The 19,519-nt window shown below is 71.7% G+C and carries 18 protein-coding genes; 11 read left to right on the plus strand and 7 right to left on the minus strand.

All coding sequences use genetic code 11. The features are described from left to right. Positions 1 to 107 precede the first annotated feature (107 nt). The 5 genes from tig to ACFQQL_RS08790 all read left to right on the plus strand — a co-directional run bounded on the left by tig (position 108) and on the right by ACFQQL_RS08790 (position 5,938). Positions 108 to 1,586: a trigger factor gene (tig, locus tag ACFQQL_RS08770; protein ID WP_382393311.1), complete on the plus strand. Its 1,479-nt coding sequence runs from the start codon at positions 108 to 110 to the stop codon at positions 1,584 to 1,586. Between the two features lie 337 nt (positions 1,587 to 1,923). Then, the gene (locus tag ACFQQL_RS08775) at positions 1,924 to 2,547 is read left to right on the plus strand and encodes an ATP-dependent Clp protease proteolytic subunit (protein ID WP_382393814.1); all 624 of its coding nucleotides are present in this window, start codon (positions 1,924 to 1,926) and stop codon (positions 2,545 to 2,547) included. Positions 2,548 to 2,582: 35 nt separating this feature from the next. Then, positions 2,583 to 3,263: an ATP-dependent Clp protease proteolytic subunit gene (locus ACFQQL_RS08780; RefSeq protein ID WP_382393313.1), complete on the plus strand. Its 681-nt coding sequence runs from the start codon at positions 2,583 to 2,585 to the stop codon at positions 3,261 to 3,263. 107 nt (positions 3,264 to 3,370) lie between these two features. Further along, the gene (gene clpX / locus ACFQQL_RS08785; RefSeq protein WP_382393315.1) at positions 3,371 to 4,642 is read left to right on the plus strand and encodes an ATP-dependent Clp protease ATP-binding subunit ClpX; all 1,272 of its coding nucleotides are present in this window, start codon (positions 3,371 to 3,373) and stop codon (positions 4,640 to 4,642) included. 117 nt (positions 4,643 to 4,759) lie between these two features. After that, positions 4,760 to 5,938 (plus strand): baeRF2 domain-containing protein, encoded by a 1,179-nt coding sequence (locus ACFQQL_RS08790; RefSeq protein ID WP_382393317.1) that lies wholly within the window; start codon positions 4,760 to 4,762, stop codon positions 5,936 to 5,938. A 16-nt stretch (positions 5,939 to 5,954) separates the two neighbouring features. Here ACFQQL_RS08790 and ACFQQL_RS08795 read toward each other — a convergent pair whose 3' ends face one another. Together ACFQQL_RS08795 and ACFQQL_RS08800 are read right to left on the minus strand one after the other, a co-directional pair. Next, positions 5,955 to 6,923 (minus strand): SDR family oxidoreductase, encoded by a 969-nt coding sequence (locus ACFQQL_RS08795; RefSeq protein ID WP_382393319.1) that lies wholly within the window; start codon positions 6,921 to 6,923, stop codon positions 5,955 to 5,957. Positions 6,924 to 6,940: 17 nt separating this feature from the next. Continuing rightward, positions 6,941 to 7,129, minus strand: coding sequence for a hypothetical protein (locus tag ACFQQL_RS08800; RefSeq protein ID WP_382393321.1), 189 nt, complete (start codon positions 7,127 to 7,129; stop codon positions 6,941 to 6,943). On the opposite strand from ACFQQL_RS08800, the gene ACFQQL_RS08805 reads away from it, so the two are divergent. Next, positions 7,128 to 7,472, plus strand: a complete 345-nt coding sequence (locus ACFQQL_RS08805; RefSeq protein ID WP_382393323.1) for a chorismate mutase — start codon at positions 7,128 to 7,130, stop codon at positions 7,470 to 7,472. The two genes, ACFQQL_RS08800 and ACFQQL_RS08805, sit on opposite strands and share 2 nt — an antisense overlap. Here ACFQQL_RS08805 and ACFQQL_RS08810 read toward each other — a convergent pair. From ACFQQL_RS08810 to ACFQQL_RS08825, 4 genes are all read right to left on the minus strand, one after another. Continuing rightward, positions 7,469 to 8,824: an LssY C-terminal domain-containing protein gene (locus ACFQQL_RS08810; RefSeq protein ID WP_382393325.1), complete on the minus strand. Its 1,356-nt coding sequence runs from the start codon at positions 8,822 to 8,824 to the stop codon at positions 7,469 to 7,471. The genes ACFQQL_RS08805 and ACFQQL_RS08810 overlap by 4 nt on opposite strands. 104 nt (positions 8,825 to 8,928) lie before the next feature. Then, entirely contained in the window at positions 8,929 to 10,281 is a 1,353-nt protein-coding gene (locus tag ACFQQL_RS08815) for an amidohydrolase family protein (protein ID WP_382393327.1), read from the minus strand. 186 nt (positions 10,282 to 10,467) lie between these two features. Next, positions 10,468 to 13,158 carry a valine--tRNA ligase gene (gene valS / locus ACFQQL_RS08820; RefSeq protein WP_382393329.1) on the minus strand — a complete coding sequence of 897 codons (2,691 nt, stop codon included), beginning with the start codon at positions 13,156 to 13,158 and terminating at the stop codon, positions 10,468 to 10,470. A gap of 121 nt (positions 13,159 to 13,279) precedes the next feature. Next, positions 13,280 to 13,879, minus strand: a complete 600-nt coding sequence (locus ACFQQL_RS08825; RefSeq protein ID WP_382393331.1) for a TetR/AcrR family transcriptional regulator — start codon at positions 13,877 to 13,879, stop codon at positions 13,280 to 13,282. 120 nt (positions 13,880 to 13,999) lie between these two features. Here ACFQQL_RS08825 and ACFQQL_RS08830 point away from each other — a divergent pair, with 120 nt between their 5' ends. Then, positions 14,000 to 14,686, plus strand: coding sequence for a YqeB family protein (locus ACFQQL_RS08830; protein ID WP_382393333.1), 687 nt, complete (start codon positions 14,000 to 14,002; stop codon positions 14,684 to 14,686). Between the two features lie 31 nt (positions 14,687 to 14,717). On the opposite strand, the gene ACFQQL_RS08835 is transcribed toward ACFQQL_RS08830, so the two are convergent. Then, positions 14,718 to 15,824 carry a carbohydrate kinase family protein gene (locus ACFQQL_RS08835; RefSeq protein ID WP_382393335.1) on the minus strand — a complete coding sequence of 369 codons (1,107 nt, stop codon included), beginning with the start codon at positions 15,822 to 15,824 and terminating at the stop codon, positions 14,718 to 14,720. A 40-nt stretch (positions 15,825 to 15,864) separates the two neighbouring features. Here ACFQQL_RS08835 and ACFQQL_RS08840 point away from each other — a divergent pair, with 40 nt between their 5' ends. From ACFQQL_RS08840 to cofE, 4 genes are all read left to right on the plus strand, one after another. Then, entirely contained in the window at positions 15,865 to 17,211 is a 1,347-nt protein-coding gene (locus tag ACFQQL_RS08840) for a family 4 glycosyl hydrolase (RefSeq protein WP_382393337.1), read from the plus strand. A 44-nt stretch (positions 17,212 to 17,255) separates the two neighbouring features. Beyond that, positions 17,256 to 17,657 (plus strand): cupin domain-containing protein, encoded by a 402-nt coding sequence (locus ACFQQL_RS08845; protein ID WP_382393339.1) that lies wholly within the window; start codon positions 17,256 to 17,258, stop codon positions 17,655 to 17,657. 61 nt (positions 17,658 to 17,718) lie between these two features. After that, a complete protein-coding gene (locus ACFQQL_RS08850) occupies positions 17,719 to 18,717 on the plus strand; it encodes a TIGR03557 family F420-dependent LLM class oxidoreductase (protein WP_382393341.1) in 999 nt (332 codons plus the stop codon). After that, positions 18,714 to 19,499, plus strand: coding sequence for a coenzyme F420-0:L-glutamate ligase (gene cofE / locus ACFQQL_RS08855; protein ID WP_382393343.1), 786 nt, complete (start codon positions 18,714 to 18,716; stop codon positions 19,497 to 19,499). The genes ACFQQL_RS08850 and cofE overlap by 4 nt, the downstream gene beginning before the upstream one ends. Positions 19,500 to 19,519: the final 20 nt, after the last annotated feature.

The raw sequence follows: 19,519 nt of genomic DNA on the forward strand, positions 1-19,519 counted from the left end.
TTCCGGCCAGGACCGGCGTGCCCGTGGGCGCCGCCGTGGCCTACGATTGATCGGTCTGTGCGCGCCGCTTCACGGCTGCGCCCCCCTGACCTATGGAGAGCACCACAGTGAAGAGCGCCGTCGAGAACCTCGAGCCGACCCGGGTCAAGCTGACCGTGGAGGTGGGGTACGACGAGCTGAAGCCCAACCTCGACCACGCCTACCAGCACATCGGTGAGCAGGTGAACGTCCCGGGCTTCCGCAAGGGGAAGGTGCCGCCGCGCGTGCTCGAGCAGCGTGTCGGGCGCGCCGCCATCATCGAGCACGCGGTGAACGACGCCGTCCCCGGGCTGTACAGCCGGGCCGTGACCGAGGAGTCGCTGCGGCCGATGGGGCAGCCCGAGATCAACGTGACCGAGCTGCCGAACCTCACCGGCACGGCCGGCGGCCAGCTGGTGTTCACCGCCGAGGTGGATGTCCGGCCGGAGATCGAGCTGCCGGACCTGTCCGGTCTGTCGCTCAGCGTCGACGGCGCGGAGGTCACCGACGCCGACGTGGACGCCAAGCTCGACGAGCTGCGCGAGCGCTTCGGCACCCTCGCCGGCGTCGAGCGCGCGGCGCGGGACGGGGACTTCGTCGTCATCGACCTCAAGGCCACCATCGGCGAGGACGAGGTCGACTCGGTCTCGGGGATCTCCTACCAGGTCGGTGCGGGCACGATGCTCGACGGCCTCGACGAGGCGCTCACCGGGCTCTCCGCGGGGGAGACCACGACCTTCACCGCCCCGCTGGCCGGCGGCGAGCGCGCCGGCGAGGAGGCCGAGGTCACCGTCACCCCGACCGCGGTCAAGGAGCGCGAGCTGCCCGAGGCGGACGACGACTTCGCGCAGATGGCGTCCGAGTTCGACACCATCGAGGAGCTGAAGGACGACCTGCGCGCCCAGGCCGCCAAGGACAAGGGCGCCGACCAGGCCGTCGCGGCCCGCGACGCGCTCCTGGAGAAGTTCCGCACGGACCTGGACATCTCGGTTCCGTCGGGCGTCGTCGACGCGGAGATCGCGCGGCACCTCGAGGCCGAGGGCAAGGAGGCGGACGACGCGCACGGCGAGGAGATCCGCGAGGAGATCACCGGCCTCGTCCGCGACCAGATCCTCCTCGACACGCTCTCCGAGAAGCTCGAGGTCCAGGTCACCCAGAACGAGCTGCTCGAGTACCTCGTGCAGTCGGCCCAGCAGTACGGCATGGAGCCCAACCAGTTCATCCAGGCGGCGTCCCAGACCGGGCAGATCCAGGCGTTCATGGGGGAGATCGCCCGGAACAAGGCGCTCGCCGTCGCGCTGCGCCAGGTGACGGTGACCGACGCCGCGGGCAACGAGCTCGACCTCACCGAGTACATCGGCTCGGACGAGGCGGACCAGGAGGCGGCCGAGGGCGCCGGTGCCGAGGCCGCCGAGGCCGGGTCTGCCGACTCGGGCGAGTCGGCGGACAGCCCGGAGAGCCCGGACAGCCCGGACAGCCCGGACAGCCCTGACTCGCCGGAGTCTGCCGACAGCGCCGACGAGGCCGACGAGAGCGACGAGGACGAGACGGACGCCGAGAAGAAGTAGGCGCCGCACACCCGAGGGCCCGGAACTGTCACGGTTCCGGGCCCTCGTGCGTCCGGGCTCCCGCCACGGCCCGGATCCGCTCTGCTGGTACCTCTGTCGGTACCGGTGCCGCATCGGTCGTGCCGGGGAGAGGGCAGGGGCGCGGTGGCCGACCACGCGCGTCACTCGGGCCGGTCCCGCGCCGCGCTCCGCCCGGGGCAGTGCGCCGTGAGCGAAAAGGGCAGGGTCGGGGGAAGGTCGTGCCGCGCGCGGCGTTAGTGTCGGCAGGACGCACCATCATCAGCCGTGACGGCCGAGGACGCGGGGCCCGGCCACGTAAGGAGCACCAGTGAGCGAAATGCCGCAGGCGAGGACCGAGACCGCCGGCATGAACCTGAACGAGAGCATCTACAACCGGCTGCTGCGCGAGCGGATCATCTGGCTCGGCTCCGAGGTGCGGGACGAGAACTCCAACGCCATCTGCGCCCAGATGATGCTGCTGGCCGCGGAGGACCCGGACAAGGACATCTTCCTGTACATCAACTCCCCGGGCGGCTCCATCACCGCGGGCATGGCGATCTACGACACCATGCAGTTCGTCCAGCCCGACGTCGCGACGGTCGCGATGGGCATGGCGGCCTCGATGGGCCAGTTCCTGCTCTCGTCCGGGGCCAAGGGCAAGCGCTACGCGACGCCGCACGCGCGGGTCATGATGCACCAGCCCTCCGGCGGGATCGGCGGCACGGCGACGGACATCCGCATCAACGCCGAGCTCATCCTGCACATGAAGCGCGTGCTCGCCGAGCTCACGGCCGAGCAGACCGGCAAGACCGTCGAGCAGATCAACCGGGACGCGGACCGCGACCGGTGGTTCACCGCCCCCGAGGCGCTCGAGTACGGCTTCGTCGACCACGTGGTCGAGCACGCCGCCTCGGTGCCCGGCGGCGCCGGGACCACGAGCGACGACAACGACACCAAGTGACCCAGCCGGCCCGAGACCATTCCAGGAGAGCACCGATGAGCACCAACTTCCTCGCCCAGGCCGGTCAGCTGCCGGGCGGCGTGGCGCCCGCCTCGCCGTCGTCCCGCTACGTGCTGCCGCAGTTCGAGGAGCGCACGGCCTACGGCTACAAGCGTCAGGACCCCTACACCAAGCTCTTCGAGGACCGCATCATCTTCCTCGGCGTGCAGGTGGACGACGCCTCGGCCGACGACATCATGGCCCAGCTCCTCGTGCTGGAGAGCCAGGACCCCGACGGCCTGATCACCATGTACATCAACTCGCCCGGCGGCTCCTTCACGGCCATGACGGCGATCTACGACACGATGCAGTACATCAAGCCGCAGATCCAGACCGTGTGCCTCGGCCAGGCCGCGTCCGCCGCGGCCGTGCTGCTCGCGGCCGGCTCGCCGGGCAAGCGGCTCGCGCTGCCGAACGCCCGCGTCATGATCCACCAGCCGTCCATCGAGGGTGGCGGCTACGCGCAGGCCTCGGACATCGAGATCTACGCCGACGAGATGCTGCGGATGCGCTCCTGGCTCGAGGAGACCATCTCCAAGCACTCCGACACGCCGGTGGAGCAGGTCCGTGAGGACATCGAGCGTGACAAGATGCTGACCGCCGAGCAGGCGCAGGAGTACGGGCTTGTGGACCAGGTTCTGGAGTCGCGGAAGGCCCCGGTCCTCACCCAGGCCTGACTCGCCGTCAACAAGAAGCAGGACAGGACCACGCCTCGTGGTGTGGAATGGGAACTGGCCGTCGGAACGTCCGGCGGCTCGCCTAGCGAACGAGACGGTGGTGGAGCGTGGCACGTGGTGAGGGAGCAGACCTGCTCAAGTGCTCGTTCTGCGGCAAGAGCCAGAAGCAGGTCAAGAAGCTCATCGCCGGTCCCGGCGTGTACATCTGCGACGAGTGCATCGACCTGTGCAACGAGATCATCGACGAGGAGCTGGCCGAGGCCAGCGAGCTCGGTCTGGTCGACCTGCCCAAGCCACGCGAGATCTTCGAGTTCCTCGAGGACTACATCGTCGGCCAGGAGCGGGCCAAGCGTGCGCTGGCCGTCGCGGTCTACAACCACTACAAGCGGGTCCAGGCCGCCGAGTCGGGCGAGCGTGACGAGTCGACCGTCGAGATCGCGAAGTCGAACATCCTGCTGATCGGCCCCACCGGCACCGGCAAGACCTATCTCGCCCAGACGCTGGCGAAGATGCTCAACGTGCCCTTCGCCATCGCGGACGCGACCGCGCTGACCGAGGCCGGCTACGTGGGCGAGGATGTCGAGAACATCCTCCTCAAGCTCATCCAGGCCGCCGACTTCGACGTCAAGAAGGCCGAGAAGGGCATCATCTACATCGACGAGATCGACAAGATCGCCCGCAAGAGCGAGAACCCGTCGATCACCCGGGACGTCTCCGGCGAGGGTGTGCAGCAGGCGCTGCTGAAGATCATCGAGGGCACGCAGGCGTCGGTGCCGCCGCAGGGCGGGCGGAAGCACCCGCACCAGGAGTTCCTGCAGATCGACACCACGAACGTGCTGTTCATCGTCGCCGGGGCGTTCGCCGGGCTCGAGGAGATCATCTCCGCGCGCGTCGGCCGCCGCGGCATCGGTTTCGGCGCGCCGCTGCGCTCCGCCGACGACGAGGTGGACCTGTTCTCCGAGGTCCGGCCCGAGGACCTGCACAAGTTCGGCCTCATCCCGGAGTTCGTCGGCCGGCTGCCGGTGGTCGCGACGGTGCCCAAGCTCGACCAGGAGGCGCTGGTCCGGATCCTCACCGAGCCCAAGAACGCCTTCGTCAAGCAGTACGAGCGCATGTTCGAGATCGACGGCGTCGAGCTGGAGTTCACGGACGACGCGCTCGAGGCGATCGCCGACCAGGCCCTGCTGCGCGGCACGGGTGCCCGCGGCCTGCGGGCGATCATGGAGGAGGTGCTCCGCGACGTGATGTTCGAGGTGCCCTCCCGGGACGACGTCGCCCGCGTGGTGGTCAACCGCGAGGTCGTGCTCGAGAACGTCAACCCGACCCTGGTGCCGCGGTCGAAGGCCAAGCGGCGCACCCCTCGCGAGAAGTCCGCCTGACCCCTCGCGTCCCACACCTCCTCGGAGCCTGTCCGTGCCCTGCCTGGCGCGGCGCCCTCGTGCGGTGCACAGTGGACGGACGACGCAGTCCGACCGCAACCCCACGCGAGGTGACCGATGCGACTGGACCGGATCACAGCGGATCTGCCCACCGACGTCCCCGTGACCACCGTCGTGCTGGACGCGACGCGCGAGTCCGAGTCCGGGGTCCAGGCGGTGCTGACGCGGTGGAAGGACGTCCGCCGCGGCCTGGAGGGCCGGATCGACGCGGAGACGCTCGAGGCCGTCGACGAGCAGGTCCGCACGATCAGCAACGCCGCCGGCAAGCACGGACGGGTGATCGTCGCGGGCGGCGGGGCGGTGCTGCTCGACTGCGTGCTGCGTGACCCGCCGCCCGGCGACGAGGCGATCGTCGGCCTCAACGCCCTGGTGCTGGCTCGCGCTGCCGACGAGCACGTGCGCTACCTGCTGGCCGCCGTGGACCGGTCCGGGACCGACGTGACCTTCCACATCTCCCCGACGGCGGCCGTCTCCGACGGCGGAGCGAGCATCGAGGGTGGGCACGACGAGCTGAGCAAGGCCCACGCCGGGGGCCTGTCCCAGCGCCGCTACGAGGCCCGGGCCGAGGACTCCTGGGAGCGCAACGCCGAGGCGGTCGCCGCCGAGCTCGACCGGCTGGTGGCCGAGCACCGCCCGGAGCTGCTCGTCCTCGCCGGGGACGTGCGCGCCCGGGCGCTCGTCGCGGACGAGCTGGGGCATGCGAGCCGGGAGATCCTGGTGACGCTCGAAGGTGGCTCGCGTTCCTCGGGCGCGAAGCAGTCGGCGTTCGCGACGCACCTCGCCGAGACGCTCGCCCAGTACCGTCTCCGGCGACGCGAGCAGGTCCTGGACACCTTCCGCGAGCGGCACGGCCAGGACGGCGACGCGGTGACCGGACGCGACGGGGTCCTGGACGTGCTGCGCCGCGGCCAGGTGGAGGAGCTGGTGGTCACCGAGTCGGTGACCGGCCCGCCGTCCTCCCTGGCCCGGGAGCGTGTGTGGGCCGGCGACCACCCGCTGCAGCTGGGCTCCCACGCCGACGTGGTCGAGATGGGGGCGAGCGCGCCGCACGAGGAACGCCTCGACCTGGCGCTCGGCCGGGCCGCGCTCGCCCAGGGCGCCGGCATCACGGTCGTCGACGACGCCGCGGCCCGGATGGTCGACGGCGTCGGTGCGCTGCTGCGCTGGTCCGACCCGGCGACGCCGGACGAGCAGGTCTTCGCGCTCAGCTCGGACACCCGCCGGCAGAGGCCCTGAGCCGACGCGGTGGGTCTCAGCTGAACCGCTCGATGAGCCGGTCGAACGCCTCGTCGAGGTCGCCGTCCACCCGTCGGCGCGCCGGCTCCGCGAGGTACCAGGCGGCGACCTCGCGGGCCCCGTCGACGAACGGTGTGGTCGCCACCCAACCAGGCACGAGCTGCTTGATCCGGGTGTTGTCGAAGAGCACGGAGTGCGCCTTGTCCCCGACGAGCCCGTCGCCCAGCTGCGGGATCTCGCGGGCGATCACGTCCGACGCCACGTGCACGATCTCGGGCTCGCGGCCGAGCGCCGATCCGAGGAGCCGGGCGATCTGGTCCCAGGTGAGCGACTCGTCGCTGGTGATGTGCACCGCCTGCCCGAGGGCGTGCGGGTTGCCGAGCAGCCCGACGAACGCCGCGGCGAAGTCCCGCGAGTGGGTGAGCGTCCACCAGCTGGTCCCGTCGCCGTGGACGACGATCGGCCGCCCTTCGAGAATGCGCTGGAGCGTCGTCCAACCTCCCTCGAGCGGGATCAGCGACGGTCCGTAGGTGTGGCTCGGCCGCACGATCGTGACCGGGAAGCCCGAGTCGCGGTACGCGGCGACGAGCAGGTCCTCACTGGCGATCTTGTCGCGCGAGTACTGCCAGAACGGGTTGCGCAGCGGGGTCGACTCGACGATCGGGAGCTGCGCGATCGGCTTCTGGTACGCGGACGCGCTGGAGACGTAGAGGTACTGGGCGGTGCGCCCGGCGAAGATCCGGACGTCGTCGGCCGCCTGCCTCGGGGAGAAGCTGCGGAAGTTGGCGACGGCGTCGAACGTCTCGTCGCCGATCGCGGCCTCGATCGATGCCGCGTCCCCGGCGTCGCCGACGAGCCCACGGACGCCGTCGGGCAGGGTGCTACGGCCCCGATTGAGCACCGTCACCTCATGGCCACGTTCGACGGCGAGTGCCGTGACGTAGGAGCTGATGTTGCCGGTGCCGCCGATGAGGAGGATGCGCATGACGTCACGCTAACCGGTCACGCCACACCGTCAGGACGGAGCGCCTCGGTCGTGTCGATCGAGGCCGCCCACGCGGCCAGCCGCTCCCGGATCGTCTCGTGGCAGCTTCCGCAGCCTGTGCCCGCCCGGGTCGCGCCGCCGGCCGAGCTCTCGAAGTGGTCCTCGAGCGCTTCGGCGCCCGAGGCGCCCGTAGGATCGGGGACCATGAGCAGTCCCGGCGCCCACCGCAGCGACGAGCCGGTCGACGTGCCCGACCAGCTCCGCGCCGCACGGCAGACCATCGACAACATCGACGCCGCGCTTGTGCACATGCTCGCCGAGCGGTTCCGATGCACCCAGCAGGTCGGCCACCTCAAGGCCGACCTCGGGCTTCCGCCGTCGGACCCGGAGCGCGAGCAGCGACAGGTGGCGAGGCTGCGGACCCTCGCGCAGGAGGCCGGCCTGGACCCGGTGTTCGCCGAGAAGTTCCTCGGGTTCATCGTCGAGGAGGTCATCCGGCACCACGAGGACATCGCGGCGCGGCGCCCGGGGACGGCCGCCTCGCGCTAGCTGCCCGACGGGGTCTGGCCCCGTGCCTCGCGCCGAAGCGCGCGCTTCGCCTCGACGTAGGTGCGCACCGAGGTCGAGGACAGCGCCAGCAGAGCGAGGATCGCGAGCGACCACAGCCCGAGCAGCGCCGGTTCCTCCCGGATGCCGCTCACGCCCATGACGAGGATGAGGGCCGTGAGCACGAACAGCATCACCGTCCGTGTCCACACCACCCCGAGCGCCGTCGCCAGCGCCAGCGCCGTCAGCGTCAGGACCGTGACCACGATGAGCGCGATGAGGACCGCAGGCCGGGACATGGCGGTCACGAGCGCGGGGCCCTGCTCGGCCTCGACCACCGGCTCGGCGTCCAGGCTGGCCACGATGCCCACGACCGCCGGCCCGATGCTCATCAGCAGGATGAGGGCGCAGCCGAGGATCAGCGAGCTGGGTCGACGTGGCGGCCCGTCGCTCAGATGGGGCTGCGGATCGTTCTGCACGGCGGCCGAGACGTCGACGATGGGCAGGTCACCGTCGGTCTTGATCTGGTCCCCGCCGCCGTTGCGGTGGTGATAGCCGGTGGAGAACTTCTCGATGACCTCGACCGGCACCTCGGGGTGGTGGTGCTCGATCGTGGAGACGATGTAGTTGCGCTCGATGTCGATGTCCGCGTCGATGCGGTGGGTCACCTGCAGAGTGAAGAGCGACAGGCCGACCGACCGGTCGTAGGTGCCGGCGGCCAGCCAGTCGGCCTGGTGACCGCCCGGGAGCAACCATCCCTCCGGCGTACGCCAGAAGCGCACGTGGTGCCGCTGGTGGGGGTTGCCGTCCACCTCCTGCTGGTAGGCGAAGTCGTGGCGGCGCCCGAACAGGTGCAGCGGGCTCACCGGTGCGGTCGGGTAGGACCGCCTCAGCAGGGAGGACACGACCATGCGCCAGGCGCTCCGCGGTGTGATCTCCTCTGCCAGCGACCAGCCCGAGTCCCGCATGACCTGGTGGATGTCCTCCTCGGTGCCCCGGAACCCGAGGTTCACCGGGTCGCCGAGCAGGCCGTCGGACGTGCGCGCCCGGCCGATGAAGTAGTCCGGCACGTAGATCCAGGTGAGGATCCGGTGGACGCGGGGGAGAGCGATGTAGGTGAGCACGACCCAGAACGGGATCCAGTACCACAGACGGCTCAGGCTGAACCCGTCCGCCGCCAGCAGCCACGTGAGCCACACCGAGGCGAGCGAGCCGAAGACGAAGAAGCCGACGTCGAGCATCGTCGAGAGGTAGCGCGGGCGAACCGTGTCCGCGTGCACCTTCGCCGGCGGGTGGTCGTAGACCGGCATGGGCTTGTGCGGCGGCGCCTTCGGCGCGGGCTGGGACGGCGACATCGTTCACATCATGACGGATCGCGGCACACGGGCGTGGCCTCCTGGCCCACCCGTGAGCGTCCGTGCGCCCGGGCGCGGCGCGGGACCGTCAGGCGTCCGGGCCGTCAGGCGCCCGGGTCGTCGGCCAGCAGCAGGTTCTGCGCCAGGGCGTCCCGGTCGATCGTGACACCGTCCTTGAGCACGGCGACGATCGAGCGGTAGCTCTCCGGCGCGGCCAGCGGGTCCGCACCGAGGACCACGAGGTCTGCGGCCTTGCCGGGCGTGACGGTCCCGTACCGGTCGGCCTTCCCGTAGGCCTCGGCGATGTGGGCCGAGGAGGAGCGGAGGATCTCCATGGGGTCCATGCCGCGCTCCCACGCCGCCTGGATCCACAGGAAGTGCCCGCGGCCGATCTGGGTGGGCATGTCCGGGACGTCGTCGGTGAGGAGCCCGGGCCGGAACCCTGCGTGGTTCTTGACCCGCTGGCCGTAGGCGAAGGCGTCCGTGGTGTTCAGGACGCGGGCGCCGCGCTCGACGAAGGCCCGGTTGTTCCGGTCCGCGACCCGGCGGACCGCGGCCTGCTGCGGCTTGTGCTCGTCGAGCCACTCGAGGTACCGCTCCGTCACCATCAGGGACATGCAGGGCAGCTGCCGGTCGACGATCGCCTCGAGCAGCGCCTCGGGGATCGGCGTGGGCCCGGTGATGTCCGGGTGCTGGAGCAGGTCCGCCCCCGCCTGCACCTCCATCCGCAGTGACTCCACGGTGGTGGTGTGCGCCTGGACCAGGAGGCCCTTGTCGTGGCACACCTCGACGATCCTGCGCTGGGCGGCCTCGGAGAAGAGCAGGAACCCTTCTGCACGGTGGTCGGAGGCGGCGTACTTGATGAAGTCGACGCCGGTGGAGTCGATGTAGCGCCCGACGGCCTCGCCGATCTGGTCGACGGTCATCGAGATGAGGTCCGTGCCGCAGCCGACCTCCCAGATCGCGTTGATCCGGTCCTTCGTCTCCGGCTCGAACGTCAGCCCGGTCTTGAAGAAGTCCTCGGACATCGGCCCCTCGAGGCCCAGGATGTTGCCGGCGCAGAAGAAGCGGGCGCCCACACGCTCGCCGGAGTCGATCTTCTCGCGGGCCGCGAGCAGCGGTGCGGCCGGGCCCCAGGTGTCGAAGACCGTGGTCAGGCCGTACTTCAGGGCGATCTCGGCGGCCTCGAGGGCGAGCTCGTCGTAGCGACCCTCGAACTCCAGCAGCGTGTCCGGTGTGCGTGCCGAGACCAGGTGGATGTTCGCGTCCATCAGCCCCGGGATGACCCACGTTCCGCTCAGGTCCCGCACCTCGGCGTCGGCCGGCACCTCGACGGAGGCGCTCGGACCGGCCGCGGCGATCCGGCCGTCCTCGATGAGGACCGTCGCGTCCGGGACCGGGTCGGCCCCGGTGCCGTCGAGAAGGGTCGTGCGGGTCAGAGCCGTGACGGTCGGCATGGGGTCTCCATCTGTGGACGCGGGTGATGTGTCACACAGTCAACACCACGTGCCCGACCGGCGGGTGCGCCCCATCCGCGGCTCAAGACACCACCGTGTCCCGAATGCACCACCGGATCCGGTGGTGCATTCGGGACACCGTGGTGCCCTTGCCGGGCCGGACGCCAGGTACAGCCCGGTCGGGCCCTACCGCCGGGGCTGCGGCTCGTCCAGCTCGCTGTCCACCACCGCGGCGGGCTCCGCGTCACCGGCCGGCACGATCTCCAGATCGCCGCGGATGCGGCCCGCGGCCCGCAGGTCGCCCAACGCCTGCTGCACCTGCGCGACGGACGAGGACGGCAGCGAGAGCCGGACCCGCGCGAACGTGGTCCGCTGGGAGACCTTGGACTCCGACTTGACCTTGCGGAGCGCGGCCAGCGCCGCACCGGTCGCGTGGATCAGCTCGACGTCGCCGTCGCGATCGCCGCCGGCCGGACGCAGCGGCTCCGCCGTCGGCCACGCCGCGCGGTGGACCGAGCCGGTGCGGTACCAGCTCCAGACCTCCTCGGTGGCGAACGGCAGGTACGGGGCGAAGAGCCGTAGGAACGTGTCGACGGCGATGGCCAGCGCGGCACGCGCCGAGGCGGCGTCGGCCTCGGGGACCGTCCCGTCGCGGTTGTAGGCGCGGTCCTTGACGAGCTCGAGGTAGTCGTCGCAGAACGTCCAGAAGTACGTCTCGGTGGTCTCCAGGGCGCGGGTGTGGTCGTACCGCTCGAGGGCCGCCGTGGCGGTCTCGACGACGTCCGCGAGCCCGGCCAGCATCGCCCGGTCGATGGGCGCGGTGACCAGCTCCGGGTCGAGGACCAGGTCGGCGTCGCCGCCCATGGTGAGGGCGAACTTCGAGGCGTTGAGGACCTTGATGGCGAGCCGGCGCCCGATCTTCATCTGGCCGACCTCGAAGGCCGCGTCAGTCCCCAGGCGCGCCGAGGCTGCCCAGTACCGGACAGCGTCGGAGCCGTGCTCCTCCAGCAGCGCCATCGGGGTGACGACGTTGCCCTTCGACTTCGACATCTTCTTGCGGTCCGGGTCGAGGATCCAGCCCGAGATCGCGGCGTGCTTCCAGGGCAGGGCGCCGAACTCGAGGTGCGCGCGAAGCACGGTGGAGAACAGCCAGGTGCGGATGATGTCCTGGGCCTGCGGACGCAGGTCCATCGGGTAGACGCGCTCGAAGAGGTCCTGGTCCCGCAGCCAGCCGCCGGCGATCTGCGGCGAGAGCGACGAGGTGGCCCAGGTGTCCATGATGTCGGCCTCGCCCACGAAGCCGCCGGGCCGGCCGCGCTGGTCCTCGGTGTAGCCGGCGGGGACGTCGATGCTGGGGTCGACCGGCAGCGCGGCCTCGTCCGGGACGATGACGTCGCCGTAGTCGGGCTCCTCGCCGCCCTCCGGGATGCGGTACCAGACCGGGATCGGGACGCCGAAGAACCGCTGCCGGGAGATCAGCCAGTCGCTGTTCAGGCCGTTCACCCAGTTCTCGTAGCGGACCCGCATGAAGTCCGGGTGGAAGTCGAGCTCCTGGCCGCGGGCGATGAGGTTCTCCCGCAGCTCGTTGCCGTTGGCCTCGACATGCGGGCGGCCGCCGTTGCGGATGTACCACTGTCGCGAGGTGACGATCTCCAGCGGCTTGTCGCCCTTCTCGTAGAAGTTCGCCTTGCGCTGGGTGGGCTTCGGCTCGCCGAGCAGGTCCCCGGACTCGGTGAGCCTCTCGACGACGGCGGCGCGCGCCGAGAACGTCGTCTTGCCGGCCATCTCGGCGTACGTGAGCCGTCCGGTGTCCGTGGTGATCCAGTCCGGGACCTCGCGCAGCAGCCGGCCGTCCTTGCCGACGACGGGACGGGTCGGCAGGTCCAGCTCGCGCCACCACACCACGTCCGTGAGGTCACCGAACGTGCAGCACATCGCGATGCCGGCGCCCTTGTCCATCTCGGCGGCCGGGTGCGCGAGGACCGGGAGCTCGACGCCGAAGAGCGGCGAGGTGACGGTCGTGCCGAAGAGCGGCTGGTACCGCTCGTCGTCGGGGTGGGCGATGAGGGCGACGCAGGCGGGCAGCAGCTCCGGGCGCGTCGTCTCGATCGTCACGGTGCCGCCGTCGGGCTTGTGGAACGTGACCTCGTGGAAGTGGCCCGGGTAGTCCCGCGCCTCGAGCTCGGCCTGCGCGACGGCGGTCTGGAAGGTGACGTCCCACAGGCCCGGCGCGGCGGCCTGGTAGGCCTCGCCGCGGGCCAGGTTCCGCAGGAACGCCGTCTGCGCAACGGCCTGGGCGTCCCGCCCGATCGTCTGGTAGTGGTGCGTCCAGTCCACCGACAGGCCCAGGTGGCGCCACAGCGCCTCGAACTGCTGCTCGTCCTCGCGGGTCAGCCGCTCGCACAGCTCGATGAAGTTGCGCCGGCTGACCGGGACCTGGTCGGCCGGCTTGACGGACTTTCCCTCGGTGCCGTCGTGCGGCGGGGTGAAGTCGGGGTCGTAGGGCAGCGACGGGTCGCAGCGGACACCGAAGTAGTTCTGGACGCGCCGCTCGGTGGGCAGGCCGTTGTCGTCCCAGCCCATCGGGTAGAAGACGTGCTTCCCCCGCATGCGCTGGAATCGGGCGACGACGTCGGTGTGGGTGTAGGAGAAGACGTGCCCGACGTGCAGCGACCCGGAGACCGTGGGGGGCGGGGTGTCGATCGAGTAGACCTGCTCGCGGGATGCCGAGCGGTCGAACGCGTAGGTGCGCTCCTGCGTCCACCGCTCCTGCCAACGGTCCTCTAGGCCGTCCAGGCTGACCTTGTCCGGTACCGACGGCGAGGAGAGGGTCTCGGCGTTCGGTGTCCGGGTCTCGATCAGCTGGGTGTCGTCCATGGTCGCCGATTGTTCCAGACACGCCGCACGCCTGGCGTCGGCAATCCGCCGTCGCGGACCGGTGTGGCCGGTGCCACGTCGGGGCGCCCGCCGGCGGGCGCGGACGCACCGGCGTGAGGGCTCACGCGGTGAGGTACGCCCGCACCGTGTGCCGCAGCTGACCGAGGCGAACGCTGGTGTCGCCGTCCTCCTGGAGGGCTCCGTCGAGGTAGACGGCCCCGACCAACGTCGACAGCCATGCCGCCGTATCGGCCGGGTCGAGGTCGGCGCGGGCCTCGCCGGCGTCGACCGCCCGCCGTACCAACGCGGCCATGCCGTCACGTTCGGCGGCGTCGGCCTCCTCGAGGACGACGGCGATCTCGGGGTCCCGGTGCGCCTGGAGCAGGGCCTCGAGCACCAGCTTCGGAACGGCGGGGTGCGCCGCGGCGGGTGCGGCGAGATGGTCGACGAACTCCGTCAGCGCCTCGAGCGGCCGGTCGCTGCGGAGCAGATGCTCGAGGAGGTCGGCCGTCTCGGCGTCGTCGTCGGTCAGCACCGCGACGAAGACCTGCTTCTTGCTGGCGAAGTAGTGGTAGAGGTTGCCCGGGCTGATGCCCGCCGCGCGGCAGATCTGCGCCGTGGTCGTCCGGTCGTAGCCGTGCTCGGCGAAGAGCGCGGCGGCGCTGTCCTGGATGTGCCGGCGCCGGGCGGCGTGCCGTGCGGGGTCGAGCGTCCGGGCCATGATCCTCCTGCCTCGCGCACCTCGCGCCGCCCGTTCGACGAGCTCGAGCATTAATAGATTGAGCGCTCGGTCTTAGGATACGCTGACGTAGAATCGCCCGTCGCAGAAGGGTCGGAGGCCGTGCCCGAGAGCAGCATCACGGTGACGCTGGACAAGCGGCTGGCCCCGGTCTTCGCCGCGGTCGGCGCGGCGCTCGGGCTCGCCTGCTCGCTCGCCGTCGGTCCGGTGGTCGGTTGGCTCCTGCGCACCGTGGACGGCGCCCCCGCCCCGCTGCGGCTGATCGACCAGCTCCCGCTCGTCTGGGCGATGCCGCTGCTGACGGTGGTCGGGCTCGTGGGTGGCTGGATCGTGTTCGGCATCTGGGGCGAGGAGGTCGGCCAGGTGACGGTCGATGCCCAGGACGTGGTGCTGACGAGCGGCAAGCGCCGCGCGACCTATGCGCGCGCGGAGATCGCCGGGATCTTCCTGGACAAGGACGAGCTCGTCCTGCTCGATCACCAGTCGCACGAGCTGTCCCGCACACGTTCGGACAGCGGCCTCGCCGGCCGGCTCGAGAGGGCTTTCGGACAGTTCGGCTACCCGTGGATGGGTACGACCGACCCGCACGACGCCCGGTTCACCACGTGGGTGGACCGCAGCCGGGACCTCGAGCCCCGTGCGCACGAGCTGCTGCGCGGACGGGCGCGGGCCCTGGCGGACAAGCGGCCGGGCGCCGCGGAGGAGGCCCGTGAGGAGCTCATGCGGATGGGCGTCGTCGTCCGGGACCGCGGCGAGGAGCAGGAGTACCGACGGGTCGAGCCGGGCTGAGACGTCGGCAGCACCGTCTCACCGGCCACGCCTAGGTCCGCACGGTGGGCGCTGGGCCCGCCCCTCCGGGGTCGACGTCGGAGAACCGGGCGATCGTGGCGTCCGCCCGGCGCACCCGGGCGAGCGGGTGGCCGGGGATCGCGTCGTCGAGGAACTCGTACCGGTCCGCCGTCTCGCGGGCCGACCGTTCGCCCGTCTGGGCCGCCGCGACCGTGGCGTTCCACCAGTCCGCGATGTCGCCCCAGCCCGGCGCCGCGAGGGAGCCGCCGAAGTGGCGCACGGCCAGGGCCGAGCACAGCACCGCGAACCGTAGGCGCCGCTGCAGGTCCCAGTTGTTCAGCGTGCCGGTGACCAGGGCGGCCGCGAAGACGTCGCCGGCGCCGGTGGCGTCCAGCGCCTGGACGTGCAGAGGGTCCACCCGGACCTCCTCGCCGGAGCCCGAGTCGACCGCGAGGGCGCCCTCGCCGCCCATGGTGACCACGGCGAGCGGGACGTGGCCCGCCAGCACGCGGGCGGCGTCGGAGGCGGTGTCCGTGCGGGTGTAGGCCATCGCCTCGGCGGCGTTCGGCGTGAAGGCGTGGCACCCGTCGAGCAGGGTCAGCCGCGCGGGGTCCCAGCGCTCCGCGGGATCCCAGCCGGCGTCGGCGAAGACGAGGGACCCGGTCTCGCTCACGCGGCGCCACCACGGGTCGGTACCCGGCCCGGTGAGCTCGGCGACGACGGCGCGGGCCGGGCGCGCGGCGTCGACCAGGGTGCCGACCGGCTCCGGGTCGGCGTGCCCGTGACTGACCATGGCGCGGTCGCCGTCCAGGGCGAGGGAGACCGTCACGGAGGTGTGCCAGTGCCGGTACCGCCGGGAGGCGGTGAGGTCCACGCCCTCCTGCTGGCCCAGCACGGACCACAGCCAGTCGGCGTAGGCGTCGTCCCCGAACGCGGCGGCCAGCCCGGTGCTCAGCCCGAGCCGGGACGCCGCGACCGCCAGGTTGGCGATGCCACCCGGTGCGGAGCCCATGCCGTCCGCCCAGACCTCGGTGCCGGCCACGGGACCGTGGTCCAGGCCGGTGAAGACGAGGTCGAAGAAGACAGGTCCGGTGACGAGGAGGTCGAGCTCGGCCGGTGCGTTCGCAGGCACGGTCATGATGGCCACGATCCTGCCATCCGCCAGTACCGTGCTGAAGGTGATTCTGACGATTCTCGGTGGCGGCGGTTTCCGCGTCCCGCTCGTGCACCAGGCAGTCCTCGCGGCGTCGGACCGGGTCGCGGTGGACGAGGTGGTCCTGCACGACGAGGATCCCGGACGCCTCGAGGTGATGACGCACGTCCTGCGCGGGCTCGGCGAGGGCGGGCCGGTGGTGCGGGCGACGACGGACCTGGACGACGCGGTCGCCGGCGCCCACGTGGTGTTCTCCGCGATCCGGGTCGGCGGGACGGCCGGCCGCACGCGCGACGAGCGGGTGGCGCTTGGGGAGGGCGTGCTCGGGCAGGAGACCGTCGGCCCGGGCGGGCTGGCGTACGCGCTGCGCACCGTGCCGGTGGTCGACCACGTGGCCGACCGGATCGCCACGCTCGCGCCGCAGGCCTGGACGATCAGCTTCACGAACCCGGCCTCGATCGTGACCGAGGCGATGCGGGACCGGCTGGGCGAACGGGTGGTCGGAATCTGCGACACGCCCATCTCGCTCGTGCGGCGCGTGCTGCGCGCACTCCGGCGGGACCCGCGGGCCTTCGACTCCGGGCTGGTCGAGGTGGACTACGCGGGCCTGAACCACCTGGGGTGGCTGATGGGTCTGCGCGCCGAGGGTTCCGACCTGCTCGCGGACCTCCTCCGCGACGACGCCGCGCTCGGAAGCCTCGAGGAGGTCCGGCTCATGGGGGCGGACTGGGTGCGCACGCTCGGGGCGGTACCGAACGAGTACCTGTACTACTACGACTTCGCCCGGGAGGCGCTCGCCGGTATCGCCGCCGGCGGACGGACCCGGGGGGAGTTCCTCGACGCGCAGCAGAGCGCCTTCTACACGCGTGCGGCGGCCGAGCCGGGGCGGGCACTGGACCTGTGGCGCGAGACGCTCGCCGAGCGGGAGGCCACGTACATGGCCACCGAGCGGGACACGCAGGACGCGGGGGAGCGGGCGGAGGAGGACCTCGGCGGCGGCTACCACGAGGTCGCCGTGGACCTCATGGCGGCCCTCCTCGGCGGCGAGCAGCACCGGATGATCCTCGACGTGGCGAACACCGGTCCGGACGGCGAGCCGCTGATCGACGGGCTGCCGGGGGACGCGGTCGTCGAGGTGCCGGTGCTCGCCGACGGCGGCGGGATCCGTCCGCTGCCTCCGGCCCGCCCGCTGGCACCGGTGATGCTGGCCCGGGTCCAGGCGGTCAAGGCCTGCGAGCGGCTGCTGATCGAGGCGGCCCGCACCGGCGACCGGGACACGGCATGGCGTGCCTTCGCGGCGCACCCGCTGGTGGACAGCACCGCCGTGGCCCGGCGGCTGGTGGACGCCTACCGCGGGTGCACGCCCGCCTGACGTGCGAGAAGGTGGCCCCAGCAGGTTCCGACGAGGAGGAGCAGATGAGCATCCATCACTGGTCGCCCGACGACGCGAGGGCGACGTCCGACTACCGGCGCGTGCTGTGGACCGGCGAGCACAGCCAGGTGGTCGTCATGACGATCGCCCCGGGTGACGACATCGGTGAGGAGACCCACCCGGACAACGACCAGATCCTCAGCTTCGTCTCCGGCTCCGGCAAGGCCGTGGTCGACGGTGAGGAGCAGTTCGTCGCGGCCGGCGACATCGTGGCCGTCGCCGCGGGGCAGCGGCACAACTTCATCAACGTCGGCAAGAGCCCGCTCGTGCTCTACACGGTCTACGGTCCGGCTCATCACGCCGACGGCGCCGTCCACCCCACCAAGGAGGCGGCCGAGGAGGCCGAGGAGTCCGGCGAGGACGAGCCGCCGGCGTACGCCCGGTGACGTTGCCGGGACTGCCGGCACCGCCCGTGTCGTCAGCCGCCGGACCTGAAAGGATGGCGTCATGACACTGACGATCGGTTATGCCGCCGCCCTCGAGCAGTTCTCCCCGACCGAGGCCGTCGAGTACTCCGCGCTCGCGGAGGAGCACGGGTTCTCGGGCGTGATGGCGGCGGACCACTTCCAGCCGTGGACGCCGACCCAGGGGCAGGCGGCGTTCGTGTGGAACGTGCTGACCGCCGTCGGGGAGCGCACCCGCGGTGACCTCGGGCCGGGAGTCACGGCGCCGACGTTCCGGTGGCACCCGGCCATGGTGGCCCAGGCCTCGGCGACCCTCGCGGCCATGTACCCCGGCCGGCACTGGCTCGGTCTGGGCTCGGGCGAGGCACTCAACGAGCACATCGTCGCCGGGTACTGGCCGGAGGCGCCGGAGCGCATCAACCGGATGTTCGAGGCGATCGACATCATTCGGAAGCTGTTCACGAACTCCCTGGCCGGCAAGGACACGAAGCACGCCGGGCAGTACTACAAGCTGGAGTCGACGCGGCTGTGGACCATGCCCGAGGAGGCTCCGCCGATCCTCGTGGCGACCGGCGGCCCGGTCACCGCTCGCCGGGCCGGCAAGCACGCGGACGGTCTCATCACGGTCGGCGCGCCGCTGGAGAAGATCTCCGGCCTGTTCGAGAAGTTCGCCGACGGGGCCCGTGAGGCGGGCAAGGACCCGGAGGCGATGCCCAAGGTGCTCCAGCTGCACATGTCGTGGGCGCCCACGGACGAGGAGGCCCTGGCGAACGCCATGGACCAGTGGCCCAACGGCGGGATGAAGTTCCCGAAGGCGGACATCCGCTCGCCGTTCGACTTCGCGGCGATGGCCAAGCTGGTCCGCGAGGAGGACTTCGCCGGCCGCATGGTGATCTCCGCCGACCCGGACGAGCACCGCGCGGAGATCCAGCGGTACGTCGACCTCGGGTTCGACCGGATCTACCTGCACAACGTCGGCCGCAACCAGGCGGAGTGGGCCGAGGTCTTCGGTCGCGACGTCCTGTCGAAGCTCAGTCGGTGAGCGGGGACGCAGACGCGGCGGTCGGCACGTCCCTCACCGCCGTCGCACCCGACGGCGTGCCCGTGGTGACGAAGGGTGACGACCTCGCCGCCGTCCTCACCCCGGCGCTCGAGGGCGTCGTGTGGCCGGACGGCACGCGCGGGCTGGCCGAGGGGGACGTCGTGGTGGTCTCCTCCAAGATCGTCTCGAAGGCCGAGGGGCGCCTCGTGGCGGCGCGCGACGAGGCCGAGCGCGAGCGGGTGATCGCGGACGAGACGGTGCGGGTGGTCGCGCAGCGGCCGAAGCCCGACGGCGGGATGCTGCGGATCGTGGAGAACCGGCTCGGCCTGGTCATGGCCGCTGCCGGCGTCGACACCTCGGACGTGCCCGCCGGCACGGCACTGCTGCTGCCGGAGGACCCGGACGCCTCCGCCCGCCGGATCCGCCGTGGCCTGCACGCCCGGACCGGGGTGCGGCCCGGCGTCATCGTCACGGACACCGCCGGCCGGCCCTGGCGCCGTGGTGTGGTGGACATGGCGATCGGGGCCGCCGGGGTGCGCGTGCTGTCCGACATGCGTGGGGCCCGCGACCGGTACGGCCGTGCGCTGCAGACGACCGTCATCGGCGTGGCCGACGAGATCGCGGCGGCTGCGGAGCTCGTCAAGGGCAAGGTCTCCGGCCGTCCGGTGGCGGTGGTACGGGGTATGGGCCACGCCGTCACCGAGGACGACGGCGAGGGTGCCGCGTCGCTGGTCCGCCCGCCTGAGGAGGACATGTTCCGCAAGGGCGTGGACGAGCCGTGACGCCACCGGTCGAGCACATC

Source organism: Georgenia alba, assembly GCF_042665525.1.
GTDB classification, from domain to species: Bacteria; Actinomycetota; Actinomycetes; order Actinomycetales; family Actinomycetaceae; genus Allobogoriella; species Allobogoriella alba.

Excerpts from the sequence above, each read along its gene's own strand:
- ACFQQL_RS08825 (WP_382393331.1), bottom strand. The coding sequence starts at position 13,879 with ATGGCCCGGACGCTCGACCCCGCACGGCACGCCGCCCGGCGCCGGCAC.
- ACFQQL_RS08790 (WP_382393317.1), top strand. The coding sequence starts at position 4,760 with ATGCGACTGGACCGGATCACAGCGGATCTGCCCACCGACGTCCCCGTG.
- ACFQQL_RS08845 (WP_382393339.1), top strand. The coding sequence starts at position 17,256 with ATGAGCATCCATCACTGGTCGCCCGACGACGCGAGGGCGACGTCCGAC.
- valS (WP_382393329.1), bottom strand. The coding sequence starts at position 13,158 with ATGGACGACACCCAGCTGATCGAGACCCGGACACCGAACGCCGAGACC.
- ACFQQL_RS08795 (WP_382393319.1), bottom strand. The coding sequence starts at position 6,923 with ATGCGCATCCTCCTCATCGGCGGCACCGGCAACATCAGCTCCTACGTC.
- ACFQQL_RS08815 (WP_382393327.1), bottom strand. The coding sequence starts at position 10,281 with ATGCCGACCGTCACGGCTCTGACCCGCACGACCCTTCTCGACGGCACC.
- ACFQQL_RS08835 (WP_382393335.1), bottom strand. The coding sequence starts at position 15,824 with ATGACCGTGCCTGCGAACGCACCGGCCGAGCTCGACCTCCTCGTCACC.
- ACFQQL_RS08800 (WP_382393321.1), bottom strand. The coding sequence starts at position 7,129 with ATGGTCCCCGATCCTACGGGCGCCTCGGGCGCCGAAGCGCTCGAGGAC.
- ACFQQL_RS08805 (WP_382393323.1), top strand. The coding sequence starts at position 7,128 with ATGAGCAGTCCCGGCGCCCACCGCAGCGACGAGCCGGTCGACGTGCCC.
- ACFQQL_RS08850 (WP_382393341.1), top strand. The coding sequence starts at position 17,719 with ATGACACTGACGATCGGTTATGCCGCCGCCCTCGAGCAGTTCTCCCCG.
- ACFQQL_RS08775 (WP_382393814.1), top strand. The coding sequence starts at position 1,924 with ATGCCGCAGGCGAGGACCGAGACCGCCGGCATGAACCTGAACGAGAGC.
- ACFQQL_RS08780 (WP_382393313.1), top strand. The coding sequence starts at position 2,583 with ATGAGCACCAACTTCCTCGCCCAGGCCGGTCAGCTGCCGGGCGGCGTG.
- ACFQQL_RS08810 (WP_382393325.1), bottom strand. The coding sequence starts at position 8,824 with ATGTCGCCGTCCCAGCCCGCGCCGAAGGCGCCGCCGCACAAGCCCATG.